Below are 12606 nucleotides of genomic sequence, written 5' to 3'. Positions count from 1 at the left end.
GGCGGGACCGACCAGCGTCAGTACCGCCATGTCGGGGCGAGGCGCGACCTCGACCTTGGCCCAGAAGACCATCTTCTGCAGGAACGCGGCGAGAGGCTCTGCTCGCTGTGCCTCGGTGTCGATCCAGGTTGTCTGGTCCAGCTCGGTCAGGACGAAGTGGTCTTCGACGCGGCCGTTGCCGTCGAGACTCAGGTTTTCGGCACTGTGACCGTCCGCGAGGTCGGTGACGAATTGGCTGGAGATCGTGTTCAACCAGCTCAATCTCTCGTCGCCGGTCAGCGCGATGACACCGCGGTGCGAGCGGTCGATGACGGCCGCAGATGTGGTGGCGGCCCGCTGCTCTCCGAATGGGTCTCCAAAATGCCAGGCCACGGTTTCGTCTGGCGAGTTTTCCAGGCCGGCGACGGCTCCGGACGGGCGCAAGGATTCCAACAAGTCAGTCACCTTCCCAATGGTACGAGTGTGCTCGCTACCCTTGCCGCTATGGCTCAACCAATTCTGGTGACTGTTGATGGCGCTGTTCTCGACCCGGACGTGCCGATCCTGCACGCGGACGACCTCGCCGCCGTACGCGGTGACGGCGTCTTCGAGACGCTCCTGGTCCGTTCCGGAACCGCTCGCTGCGTCGATCTGCATCTTCAGCGGTTGACGCGCAGTGCCAGGGCACTCGATCTACCGGAGCCGGACGTGGAGCAATGGGCCGAGGCCATCGCGATCGGTGCCCGGGTCTGGACGGAGAAGAACGAGTCGGCAGAGGGTCTCATGCGGCTCGTGTATTCGCGTGGCCGCGAATCAGCTCCGGCCGGATCGGAGGTCAAGAAGGCGGGCAAGCAGAAGCAGACCGGCTTGACCCGCGACGGTGGCGGCGCCACCGAATACCTCACCGTCGGCCCGGTGGCCGAGCGGGCGGCCCACGTGCGTGAGCACGGCGTCAAGGTGATCACCGCTGCCCGCGGCTATTCGGTGGATCTGGCCGCTGCCGCCCCCTGGCAGCTATTGGGTGCGAAGACATTGAGCTATGCCACGAACATGGCTGCACTGCGATATGCCGCGCAGCAGGGTGTAGATGACGTCATCTACACGAGTAGTGAGGGACTGGTCCTCGAGAGTCCACGATCGACCGTGATCCTTGTCGAAGGTGAAACTCTGACGACCCCTCCCGCAGAATCCGGGATTCTGGAGGGCACGACCCAGCAGGCGTTGTTCGCTCAGGCCGAAAAGGAGGGGTGGGAAACCAAGATCGCACCCCTGAGTCCGGCAGATCTCGTCGGCGCCGAAGCGGTCTGGCTGCTATCGAGCATCACGCTGGCCGCCAGGGTCACCGAGTTGAACGGTTACACGATGTCGACTCCGGATCGGCCACAAGACTTCTCGGCGTTGGTGGACCGCGCCATCGAGTGAGGCCGGTTTCTTTTCTCGCAGTTATCTCGTTGAAGGTTCGCAATTTGGTTGCGTGCACTATTTTCTAGATCATGCGGTCTTTTGGCGTCGGTGCGACGGTGGGGGTCCGTGGTGGCTGTGTGCGTTTGACCGATGCGCAAAGCCTGTCGATCACAGTGCTCCCGTGCCACCGACGCGTCATGAGGAGTGTTACCGGGCCTGAGGTCCCACGGAGGCGGGGCTTTGTGCCCGACTTCGGCAAGAGTGGCCACCGGCACACCGAAAGTGGGCATTTTCGCTTGTAGGGCCCATGATCGACGGCGTAGCCTGCAACTACTACTGGACGTAGTAGAACCCCCGGCGAATGAGGGAACATGGACGCTCTGGACGTCTCCCGATGGCAGTTCGGCATCACGACCGTCTACCACTTCATCCTGGTCCCGTTGACGATCGGTTTGGCGCCGATGGTGGCGATCATGCAGACGGTCTGGGTGGTGACCGGCAAGCAGCAGTGGTTGCGGGCCACGAAGTTCTTCGGCAAGTTGCTGCTGATCAACTTTGCGCTCGGCGTGGCCACGGGCATCGTGCAGGAGTTCCAGTTCGGGATGAACTGGAGCGAGTACAGCCGATTTGTCGGCGATGTCTTTGGTGGGCCGCTGGCTTTGGAAGGGCTGGTGGCGTTCTTCCTGGAGTCAACGTTCTTGGGACTGTGGATCTTCGGGTGGGATCGTTTGCCGAAGAAGGTGCACCTGATGACGATCTGGATGGTCGCCATCGGTGTCAATGCCTCGGCCTGGTTCATCATCGCGGCCAATTCGTGGATGCAGCATCCGGTGGGTGCGCAGTGGAATGAGGAGAAGCAGCGTCCCGAGCTCAAGAGTCTGTGGGACGTGATGACCAACAGCACCACCTTGGCCGCCTTCCCTCATACGATCGCCGGCGCATTTCTCACCGCGGGAACGTTTGTGGCCGCCATCGGTTGCTGGTGGATGGTCCGAAACATGCGACGGGCCAAGAAGCTCCGAGAGGATGTGCCGGTTGGCGCACCGGTCGGGGACGGATCGTCGGTGGCGGTCGCCGATGACCCCGAACCGTCGATGAACGGCAAAACCGCCGATCAACTCGAACACGACGCCAAGACGCTGTATCGCCCGGTGACCCGCCTTGCGCTGTGGATCATGATCATCAGCGGTGTGGCGCTTGCCATCACCGGCGATCAGCAGGCAAAGCTGATGTTCAAACAGCAGCCGATGAAGATGGCCTCGGCCGAATCGTTGTGTACCACCGAAACCGGGGCGGGCTTCTCGATCCTGGCGATCGGGACACAGAACAACTGTGAATCGGTGACACATCTCATCGAGATCCCGGGCATGCTGTCGTTCCTGGCCGACAACGATTTCAACTCGACGTTGCAGGGTGTCGAGGAGTTGCAGGCCGAGCATGTCGCCAACTTCGGGCCCGGTAACTACAAGCCCAACCTCTTTGTCACCTACTGGGCATTCCGGGCGATGATCGGATGGGCGCTGGGTTCGGCGGCGCTGGCGCTACTCGGGCTGTGGCTGATGCGACGGGGCCGAATACCCGACTCGAAAAAGTTTGCCACGTTTGCCATCTGGATGATCCCCACCCCGTTCCTGGCGAACAGCTCGGGCTGGATCTTCACCGAGATGGGCAGGCAGCCCTGGATGGTGGCACCCAACCCGTCGTCGCAGGGCGACACCAACGGATTGGAGAACATCCACCTCACGGTCCAGGAAGGTGTGAGTCAGCATTCGGGCTATCAGGTGCTGGTCACGCTGATCATCTTCACGCTGCTGTATGGCGGGCTGGGTGTCATCTGGTTCACCTTGATCCGGAAGTACACCCGCGAGGGTCCGGCCCCGGCGGATTCCGGTCCGCCGATCGATGGTCCTGACGGGCCGGAGACGGATGACCGGCCGGAATCCGATGAGCCCAAACAACTGTCGTTCGCGTACTGAGGGACTGAGGTAGAGCAATGAGTCTGGCAGAGTTCTGGTTTTGCCTGGTAGGCGTTCTGTTCCTCGGCTACTTCGTACTCGAGGGTTTCGACTTCGGCGTCGGCATGCTGATGCCGTTCCTCGGTCGTAAGAAGAACGGGGTCCCCGGCGACACCCGCCGACGGGCGATGCTCAACACGATCGGCCCGGTCTGGGACGGCAACGAGGTCTGGCTGATCACCGGCGGCGGAGCACTGTTCGCGGCGTTCCCGGCCTGGTACGCCACCATGTTCTCCACCTTCTACATACCGCTGTTCCTGATCCTCGTCGGCCTGATCGTCCGAGTGGTCGCCATCGAATGGCGCGGCAAGATCGACGATCCCCGCTGGCGATGGTGGGCCGACGTCGGAATCGGCCTGGGGTCGTGGCTGCCCGCGATCCTCTGGGGAGTCGCGTTCGCAAACCTGGTACGCGGCCTCCCCATCGACGGCGACGAACAATTCACCGGCAACTTCTTCGACCTGCTCTCGCCCTACGCGCTGCTGGGCGGTGTGGCGACCGCGTTGCTGTTCGCCACCCACGGCGCAGTGTTCCTCGCCCTCAAGACAACCGGTGAACTGCAGGAAGATTCGATGAAGGCGGCATTCACAATCGCGATACCCACCACCGCGGTCGCCGCGGTCTGGGGACTGTGGACCCAAGTCGAGTACGGCAAAGGCTGGACCTGGATCGCACTGCTCGTTGCCGCGGTCGCGATCATCGCGGCCACCGCGCTGGCGTACCTGCGCCGCGAAGGCTGGGCCTTTGTCGCCACCTGCTTCGCGATCACCGGCGTGGTCGTGCTGATCCTGGGATCGATGTTCCCCAACGTCATCCCCTCGACCACCGATCCCGCGTTCAACATGACCATCGAAGGCAGCGCCTCGAGCCACCACACCCTGGTGGTCATCACCTGGGCCGCAGCGATCATGACCCCGATCGTCCTGTGCTACCAGGGCTGGACCTACTGGGTGTTCCGCCAACGCATTTCGACCAGCCAGATCCCACCATCGATCGGACTGCCTCTACGCAGCCCGAAAGTGACCGAGAAGACGCGGTGATCGGGCAGTCGAAGTGATCGGGCGTCGACATGACCGGTGAGAAGGCGTCATCGGCTTCCGGCCCGCCGATCGACCCACGGCTGTGGCGCTATTCGCGGACGTCGCGCCGCTTCCTGGTGCTGACGGTGCTGATGGCGGTCACGCAGGTTGTCTGCGTGATCGTCACCGCGATGATGGTCGCGTCGATCCTGTCCGAGCTGATCGTGTCGCCGGATCAACGAAGTCTGGACGCGCAGGCCTGGCACCTGTGGGCGCTGGCCGGAGCAATCGTGGTGCGGGTGACCGCGGTGTACGTCCACGATCGGTACGCCCACCGGGCCAGTGCCGGGGTGATCGCAGACCTGCGTGATGAAGCCCTGGCCGCGGTGTCGGATCCGACACGCACGCCGCCACGGGAGTTGCTGACCAGGCGCAACCGGCTCGCGACGATTCTGACGACCGGCCTGGAAGCGCTGGGACCGTATCTGACCGGCTACGTTCCGGCGCTGATGCTCTCGGTGATCGCGATCCCGGTCCTCGTGGTGGTCATCGCGATGGCGGATCTGACGTCGGCCGTCATCGTGGTCGTGACACTGCCCCTCATCCCGATCTTCATGATCCTCATCGGCCGACTGACTCGCGACCGGACGGCCAATCGGCTTGCGGCGATGAGCCGCTTGTCCTCTCAGCTTCTCGATCTGATCGCGGGAATCCCGACGTTGCGTGCCCTGGGGCGCGAGCGCGAGCCCGCGGCGAGGGTGGGGGAACTCGGGCAGGCCCATCGACGGAGCACGATGCAGGCCTTGCGGGTGGCGTTCCTCTCCGGAGCGGTGCTGGAATTCCTTGCGACGCTGTCTGTCGCCCTGGTGGCCGTCAGCATCGGCCTGCGCCTGGTGCACGGCGACATGGGTCTGTACGGAGGTGTTCTCGCGCTGATCCTCGCGCCCGAGGTGTACCTGCCGCTCCGCACCGCCGGCGCCCAGTTCCACAATTCGGAGGCCGGAACAGCCAGTGCACGTGAGGTGTTCGAGATCATCGAGGGTCAGTCCGCGCAGCGTCAGGTGGGGAGCCGCTCGGTTGCGGTGGCCGGAGCCACGATCGTGGTCGCCGGACTCGGCGTACACGGCCGCGACGGCTGGGCGCCGCACGATCTGTCCGCGACCATCACACCCGGGCGACTGACGGTGCTCACCGGCCCGAATGGTGCCGGAAAGTCAACGGTCCTGGCCGCGATCCTGGGTCTTCAATCGCCTCAGGAAGGGTCGGTCATCATCGGCGACGTCCCGGTTGCCGAGCTCGATCCGGAAGCGCTGTGGGAGCAGGTGGCCTGGCTGCCCCAACACCCGGCGTTGGTCCCGGGAACAGTTGCCGAGAACTTCGAGATGACCGGGCCGGTGGGACCGCGCGACCGTGACTTCGGCTGCCGGGCCAGTGGTTTCGATGCGGTTGTGTCCGGACTACCCGACGGCTGGCAGACAGACCTGGGAACCGGGGGTGTCGGACTGTCCGCCGGACAACGGCAGCGACTGGCCCTGGCCCGGGTACTGGCCTCGCCCGCACCACTTCTGCTGCTGGACGAACCCACCACCCACCTCGATGCCGACGCCGAATCGGCGGTGGCGCGGGCATTGCAGGCGCGGGCCGCGGCCGGCGACACCGTCGTGGTGGTGGCGCACCGCCCCGCGATGCTCGCTGTGGCCGACGACATCGTCGACGTGGCGGGGGTGACGTATGTCGAACGCTGACAACACGTCTGTGCGGGGGCTCCAGGGTGATCCGCTGTGGCGGGCACTGGGTCTTCTGGGGCTGCGTGGCAGACCCGTGGCACGATCGTTGTTGCTCGGAATCCTGGGTGCGGGTAGTGCTCTGGCCCTGGCCGCACTGTCGGCATGGCTGATCACACGAGCGTGGGAGATGCCGCCGGTTCTCTCCCTGTCGGTGGCGGTCACAGCGGTTCGGGCACTGGGCATCTCCCGGGGACTGTTCCGGTACCTCGAACGTCTCGCCACCCACGACCTGGCATTTGATGCGATGTCGACGGCGCGCAGCCGGCTGTACCTGGCGCTCGCCGGCGGACCCGCGGGATACTCGGTGGGATTACGCCGCGGAGAGTTGTTGTCGCGGACCGGGACCGACGTCGACGAGATCGGAAATGCGCTCATCCGCGCAGTCATCCCGATCGGGGTGTCGATGGTCGTGTCCGGGGCGGCAGTGGTGATCATGGCCTTCGTGTCGCTCTGGGCGGCGCTGGTGTTGGCCATGGCGTTGCTGATCTGCGGTGTGGTGGCACCGTGGCTGGCTGTCCGGGGAGCGCGGATTGCGGCGCGAGCGGAGTCTGCCGCTCAGACCCGGAACGCGGGCGCGATCATGACCGTCCTCGACCATGCCGCGGAACTGGCTGTGGCCGGCCGGCGCGAGGTGCTGCTGGACGAGGCACGAGTGGCCGAATCCGACGTCGCCGACGCCGCGGATCGGGGTGCGATGCATGGCGCCTGGGCCAACGCCGTGGTTCCGCTGGCGGTCGGGGTGTCGGTGTTGGCGGCCGCGCTGGTGGGGATCGGGTTGGCCGATGCGGTGTCCCCGATGGCGCTCGGTGTGCTGATACTGCTGCCACTGAGCGCTTTTGAATCGACCGGGCCGATGACCGAAGCGGCGCTGCAGCTGCAGCGAAGCCATAGTTCTGCTCGGCGGATCATGTCGATGATCGACCGGGCAGACGATTTCGGACACATCGTCCCGCCGGTGGCCGTGGGAACCGGCCGGAACGCGGTGGTGGCGAGGGGGCTGTGCTGGGGATGGCCCGGAGGTGACGTGTTCGGCGGCGAGGACGGGATGGACCTCGACATCGAATCAGGGTCGCGGGTCGCGTTGATCGGTCCGAGCGGGTGTGGAAAGTCCACGTTGCTTCTCACACTTGCCGGCTTGTTGCCGCCGGTGACCGGTACCGTCACCCGGCCCGGCAACGAGGACTACGCCGTTCGGTACTTCGCCGAAGACGGGCACATCTTCACCACCAGCGTTCGCGAGAATCTGCTGGTCTCGAGGGGCGACGCGCCCGATTCGATGATCATCGACGTGATCGATCGGGTCGGGCTGGGCGAATGGGTGGCCGGTCTCCCGCAGGGCATAGACACCCCGCTTGACGCCGGTGCCGACTCGATCAGCGGTGGTCAGCGACGACGGTTGCTGCTCGCGCGAGCATTGATCAACGAGGCGCCGGTACTTCTACTCGATGAGCCGGGGGAGAACCTCGACCGCCACGATTCTGATCGGCTGCAGCGTGAACTGCTCGACGCTTCCGATGAGGCGCTGGTCGATCCGGACCGGGCAGTGGTGGTGGTGACCCATCGGCTGCCGATCCATCACCGCGCCGACGTGGTCATCGACCTCGGTCGGATTTCGCCCTCAGAAAATCCTGTTGCCGACACCCGGAAGCGGGAGTAGCTTCGTCGGTACACGAGGAAGGAGGTGGTCTGAAATTGATTTCTAGGACACGTGAGGTGACCATCAGCTAGCCGGCCGATTGGTGGATTATCTTGTACCCCAATCGGTATGAAGCTGAATCCACGTTGGTCACCGGACCCCCGCACCTTTCCGACCTCGTCCTGGCCGGATGCCCCGCTGCCTTGCGGGTGGTGCGGGGGTCTGCCCATTTCTTGTGAGGGGACACGATGATCTTGCCGATGGCAGTGGCGGTCGGTGTTGCGGACGGGACTGTGTCACTCGCATTTCGTCGTTGGAAAGCGTCTCGGGTGAAAGCGGGCGAGGTCTTTCAGAGCTATTCCGGACTGGTTCGGATCACAGCTGTCGACGAGGTCGACCCGGACGCCATCACCGACGACCAGGCGGGTCTGGCAGGCGAGAAGTCCGTCGCAGCGCTACGAAAACGATTCCGCGGTAACGAGACCGATCCGGTCTTTCGGATCGCCCTGACATGGGCGGGTCCGGACCCTCGCATCGCGCTGCGAACAGATGATCATCTGAGCCCGGAGGATGTCGTCGAGATCGTGACCCGGCTGGACCGGTTCGATGCTCGCAGTCCGAGTGGTCCGTGGACTCGTGAGACCCTGGGGCTGATCGAAGGGAACCCGGGTCGACGTGCCATCGAACTCGCGGACATGTGTGGCCGGGAGAAGGATCCGTTCAAACTCGACGTCCGCAAATTGAAGAACCTCGGCCTCACGCACAGTCTCGCTGTCGGTTATGAACTGTCGGCGCGGGGGCGTGCGTTCCTTGTCGCCGAGCGAGGTCAGGACTGACGGTCAACCGGGCGGAGGCGGGCATTCATCCGGCGTAGCGACTCAGTTTCGCCGATGCCCGGGGTACCAGATCGCCATCGCTGTCGACACGTTCCTCGACGTACGCGAGGTCGCCGTCTTCGACGAGCCCGTAGAGTCGCTTCGCGCCACCGGCCTTGGCGCCTGACGCGGAGGTGATCACCACATCGGTGACCAGTTCCCAGCTCGTCTGGTTGAGGGGATTGCCGTAGAACAGTTCGATCCAACCCTCGGCGTGGGTGAGGAGAAGTTCGATGGAGTCGTCCTCGCCGATCCGCCAGAATCCGGATTCGCGGAGATCGGGTTTGGCGTCGTCGTCGCCATCGTCGCCGATGACCCACGAGCGGGCCTGCCAGTTGAGGTAGTTCTGGCCGTCGTGGCTGATGATCAGCTGCTGACCAAAGCGGTAGTCGCCGGTTTCCGGGTGATTGCCTTCGCCCTCACCGCGCCAGACCCCCACCAACGGCAACAACGCCAGCAGTCCCGGATGAAGGTCCGGACCCTGGCGGAGGTTGGCGGTGTCGTCGGGCAGCGGCAGGTCAGGCAATGCCGGAATGTTCCGGCTGCCGGTTTCCTGGGCCTTGATGGCGGCCTGATTGACCGCCTCGTTGCCGGAACGGGTCACGATTCGTCAGTGACCAGCCGGTAGAGAACATACAGGCCGAACCAGACGATCAGAATGCTCGCCAGTACCAACAATGCTTCGAAGAAGATGACCACCTGGGTATTCTAGCGTCTGCCGAAACGCAGTGCGTGTGGGGATTCCCTCACTGTGCCACTGGTGTCACGGAACCTGATCGAGCGCATCCTGAGGTAGTCGGCATGGTGTGTTGCCTCTGAGCGCGGTTGCCTTGATCGACCCGAATCGGATGCTGAAGCCGCCTGCGAAGATGATCGTGTCGTGGACGTTGGTCTCATCGTGATAGGTACCGGTTTCGACCGCCCCGAGGGTGTAAGCGTGGTCCACGACGATCTGCATCGCTCGGGCCCAATCAGCTTGGGCGATGGGCTGATCGGCGAACCGGGAGGCCGATATGCCAGACATCGCCGGATCCGAATGGTCGGGACAGGTTGTGAAGGTCGCCTCTCGGCGCCATTCGAATCGCAAATACGGGAACTCGCGGGTGAGCGCCGTGCTCGCGTCGAGCAGAACCGCATTGAGGGCTTCGACGCCAGCTTCATAGGATGGTTGATTGCGGAGAGCTATGTCGTTTTCGGCGCGTTGCTCGTCTGACATCGAATTCCCTTCATCGGTGCTGTTCTCGGACAGGGTTCCGGCTACGAAGATCACCGCCACGGCAAATGCGCAGATCGCGGCCAAGATGGTCCCAAGGGCAACCCGTCTCCACAATCGCCGGTGGCGTTGCGTCATTTCGGTTCCTCGATTTCCAGTCCTGAGTCGCCAACGATGGCCGCCAGATTGTAACCGGGCATCTTCAGTCGATCCTGACCGTCTGGACCCGTCGAAGACCGCGGGTAGTCGGCGTGCCCGTGGCCACCTTCGCGTTCGATTCCTGTCCGGTCGACGCCGGCGTCGGATGTCAACTGGGTCAGGTCACCAGTGCGAGTGGGATCGCCTCCGAACGTTCCGAAATCGGCAATCGTGTCACCATCGTTTTCTATGACATACGCGTCTCCGCGATCGAGGCCGAGGGTGCCCGCATTGACCGTTGCTACTGTGCCGTCGTCGCCGAGGCCGGGTGAGCCGTAGAATACGGCCTCGTCGACCCCGGCAGCCTGCGAACTCTGCAAAGCGTGGGACGTCACAACGGAGCCGTAGGAGTGTCCCAGGGCCGTGATGTGCGGGTCGGGAGCCGCAGACGCGGCGTCTACCCCGCGGTAAAAGTTGGACAGGTCTAGGGCGGCCTCGTCTGCTACTGAATCGCCGGCGACATCTAGGCCACCTCGAGCCGTGTCGAAGTTTCCGGGTCCGGTTACGTTCGGAGTGTCATAGCCGACCCAAGCAATCGTGGACACAGTGCCATTTCGGTTCGTGAAATCGAGCTGATTCTCGACCTCGATTTTCAGATTCGTGGCTTCACCGATCATCCCATCCAAACTCCCGTTCACAGTTGTCCCCAGGCCAGGAGTAGTTACCGAAACATGGTCGGCTGTGTCAGGGTCTCCGACGGCAACGGCGGCGCGTCCGCGCTCGCCAGTGGTCATATCGAGCAGCATCAACTTCAGATCGCGAGGTTGACCCGTGCTCGAGTCAATCTGCGATAGCGCACTTTCGACCGCGTCGAGATCCTTGAGCTTCTGCTCGACATACCAGAGTTCGGCATCTTCGTTGGTGAACGTGCCGCCGAACCAGTGACCGTCGAGGTTGTCTTGCAACCGTTTTCTCTCGGCTTCGAGTCGTGCGCGTTCGATGGGAATCAACGCTCGGTTGGCTTCGTCACGTACGACGGCGGGAATCCCGTCGACATTGCCAACCCAGTCCGGATGCTGGGAGAGCACATAGTCCTTTTGCTCCGGCGACAACGCGTCCCAGTATTCCTTGGCCTGCAATGGTGCCAGATCAGCTGGAGGCGGATCTGTTGTGAGACTTCCCTGTTCGCGTCCTGCCTTCTTGATGTCTTCCGGTGTTCGGGCACCACGGGCGGTGATCTCACCTGCAGCGGCTTTTCTCAGGACTGCAGCAGCATCACTGTCGACGTCCGCGGCTTGCGTGATCAAAGCTGTTGCGGCGGCCTCTATGCGCTCTTCGGATCGTTTGAGCTGTTCGATCTCGCCGTCGTCTTTTCCGTCGGTGCTGTAGGAGACCTGCCCGTCATCATTTAGGGACATCTCCTCGGCAGCCGCGTCGGACTCGAGCTTCTTGAGCTCGGACTGCAGGTGCTCCACGGCGACCACGGTCTGCCGCGCGAGTTCCTGGACGGCGCTGACGGTGGCTATTTCGTCTGACAGGTCATCTGCGGTGATGGTGAACTTCTGTTTGGCAGCGTCGACGGACTCGCCTGTCCAGCCCGGAAACTGTCCGATCGACTCGAGCTTTGTCTTGACGTCGGTCAATGTGTCGCTGTCGACTCGACAATGTCGCTTGCAGAGTTCTCAGACCAGAAACATCCCACGCACGTATATCCCCCAGGTCCAATACGTCCCCTCGAAACGACCTGTGAACGACGACCCAGTCGCTGGCAATACCTTAAGGTACAGGTAGGGGTTTGGTGGATCAGGGGGAAGCGATGTCGGGTGAGTTCTGTGTGTCCGTCGAGGACGTAGCGACTGCGGCGAGCATGACAACTCAGGCGGGTTTGGCCGCGACTGACGAGTTGTCTGCAGGTGAGACTCGTATGAATGGTGGCGGTGTAGACACATTCCGGGGTACGGCGAATGGTGCGTTGGGGGAGTTCAGGACCTACTTGTCGGACCGGCGAAAGTCTCTGGATACCGCCGTTGATGAGATGGTTCAGGGCCTGCGCATGGCGGCGGCGACATTCGATGCCACCGAGGCTGATTCGCGACAGGCTCTCGGTCGGATTCAGAAAACTGTTGAGGCGCAGGGCCCTTCGGTCCTGAAGCTGTGAGTCAGCCCACGCACGCTCCACTTGTACAAGGACGCTCCATGAACAAGTGGAGCGTCCTGGTACAGATGGCGCGTTTGCGAGAATGGCGAAGGCCCGGTCACCTCGAAAGGTGACCGGGCCTTTGTCAGAGTCGAGGCTCTTACTTGCTGACGGTCACGTTCTGCTCGTGCACGCCGGCACCTTCCGGCTTCACGGTGACGTCACCGTTGCCGGTGGACGACAGCGCACGCAGCGTCCAGGTTCCGGGGGCGGCGAAGAAGCGGAAATCGCCGGTACCGCTGGCAACGACCTCGGCGGTGAACTCGCCTGTTCCGTCAAGCAGACGCACGAAAGCGCCGGCGACCGGGTTGCCGTCGGTGTCGAGCACCTGACCGGTCAAAAC

The 12606-nt window shown here is 63.4% G+C and carries 10 protein-coding genes and 1 pseudogene; 6 read left to right on the top strand and 5 right to left on the bottom strand.

All coding sequences use genetic code 11. The features are described 5' to 3' along the window. Nucleotides 1–444, bottom strand: a pseudogene (locus VIQ49_RS09775) (folate-binding protein); the annotation flags it as partial. 39 nt (nt 445–483) lie between these two features. Here VIQ49_RS09775 and VIQ49_RS09770 point away from each other — a divergent pair. From VIQ49_RS09770 to VIQ49_RS09745, 6 genes are all read left to right on the top strand, one after another. Then, nucleotides 484–1401, top strand: a complete 918-nt coding sequence (locus tag VIQ49_RS09770) for an aminodeoxychorismate lyase (protein WP_331883818.1) — start codon at nt 484–486, stop codon at nt 1399–1401. Between the two features lie 353 nt (nt 1402–1754). Then, nucleotides 1755–3359, top strand: a complete 1605-nt coding sequence (locus VIQ49_RS09765) for a cytochrome ubiquinol oxidase subunit I (RefSeq protein WP_331883816.1) — start codon at nt 1755–1757, stop codon at nt 3357–3359. Nucleotides 3360–3376: 17 nt separating this feature from the next. Then, complete coding sequence (cydB, locus tag VIQ49_RS09760; protein WP_331883813.1) at nt 3377–4438, top strand: cytochrome d ubiquinol oxidase subunit II; 1062 nt, start codon at nt 3377–3379, stop codon at nt 4436–4438. 29 nt (nt 4439–4467) lie between these two features. Next, a complete protein-coding gene (cydD, locus tag VIQ49_RS09755; protein ID WP_331883810.1) occupies nt 4468–6162 on the top strand; it encodes a thiol reductant ABC exporter subunit CydD in 1695 nt (564 codons plus the stop codon). Further along, on the top strand, nt 6149–7861 hold the full coding sequence (gene cydC / locus VIQ49_RS09750) for a thiol reductant ABC exporter subunit CydC (protein ID WP_331883807.1): 1713 nt from the start codon (nt 6149–6151) through the stop codon (nt 7859–7861). The genes cydD and cydC overlap by 14 nt, the downstream gene beginning before the upstream one ends. A 239-nt stretch (nt 7862–8100) precedes the next feature. After that, entirely contained in the window at nt 8101–8676 is a 576-nt protein-coding gene (locus VIQ49_RS09745; protein ID WP_331883804.1) for a hypothetical protein, read from the top strand. 25 nt (nt 8677–8701) lie between these two features. Here the strand turns inward: VIQ49_RS09745 and VIQ49_RS09740 are convergent, their stop codons facing one another. From VIQ49_RS09740 to VIQ49_RS09725, 4 genes are all read right to left on the bottom strand, one after another. Then, complete coding sequence (locus VIQ49_RS09740; protein ID WP_331883802.1) at nt 8702–9319, bottom strand: FABP family protein; 618 nt, start codon at nt 9317–9319, stop codon at nt 8702–8704. 159 nt (nt 9320–9478) lie between these two features. Then, nucleotides 9479–10066 carry an LppA family lipoprotein gene (locus tag VIQ49_RS09735; RefSeq protein WP_331883800.1) on the bottom strand — a complete coding sequence of 196 codons (588 nt, stop codon included), beginning with the start codon at nt 10064–10066 and terminating at the stop codon, nt 9479–9481. Continuing rightward, a complete protein-coding gene (locus tag VIQ49_RS09730) occupies nt 10063–11709 on the bottom strand; it encodes an alpha/beta hydrolase (RefSeq protein WP_331883797.1) in 1647 nt (548 codons plus the stop codon). Before VIQ49_RS09730 ends, VIQ49_RS09735 begins: the two co-directional genes overlap by 4 nt. A gap of 654 nt (nt 11710–12363) precedes the next feature. Then, the coding region (locus tag VIQ49_RS09725) for a DUF1416 domain-containing protein (RefSeq protein WP_331883794.1) at nt 12364–12606 on the bottom strand (243 nt) is incomplete at its 5' end.

The organism is Williamsia sp. (assembly GCF_036566845.1).
Taxonomy (GTDB): domain Bacteria; phylum Actinomycetota; class Actinomycetes; order Mycobacteriales; family Mycobacteriaceae; genus Williamsia.
This window is presented reverse-complemented; position numbering and strand designations above follow the sequence as displayed.

What these genes read in the sequence shown, in the direction of transcription:
- VIQ49_RS09765 (WP_331883816.1), top strand. Translation starts at nt 1,755, where the DNA reads ATGGACGCTCTGGACGTCTCCCGATGGCAGTTCGGCATCACGACCGTC.
- cydD (WP_331883810.1), top strand. Translation starts at nt 4,468, where the DNA reads ATGACCGGTGAGAAGGCGTCATCGGCTTCCGGCCCGCCGATCGACCCA.
- VIQ49_RS09770 (WP_331883818.1), top strand. Translation starts at nt 484, where the DNA reads ATGGCTCAACCAATTCTGGTGACTGTTGATGGCGCTGTTCTCGACCCG.
- cydB (WP_331883813.1), top strand. Translation starts at nt 3,377, where the DNA reads ATGAGTCTGGCAGAGTTCTGGTTTTGCCTGGTAGGCGTTCTGTTCCTC.
- VIQ49_RS09735 (WP_331883800.1), bottom strand. Translation starts at nt 10,066, where the DNA reads ATGACGCAACGCCACCGGCGATTGTGGAGACGGGTTGCCCTTGGGACC.
- cydC (WP_331883807.1), top strand. Translation starts at nt 6,149, where the DNA reads ATGTCGAACGCTGACAACACGTCTGTGCGGGGGCTCCAGGGTGATCCG.
- VIQ49_RS09745 (WP_331883804.1), top strand. Translation starts at nt 8,101, where the DNA reads ATGGCAGTGGCGGTCGGTGTTGCGGACGGGACTGTGTCACTCGCATTT.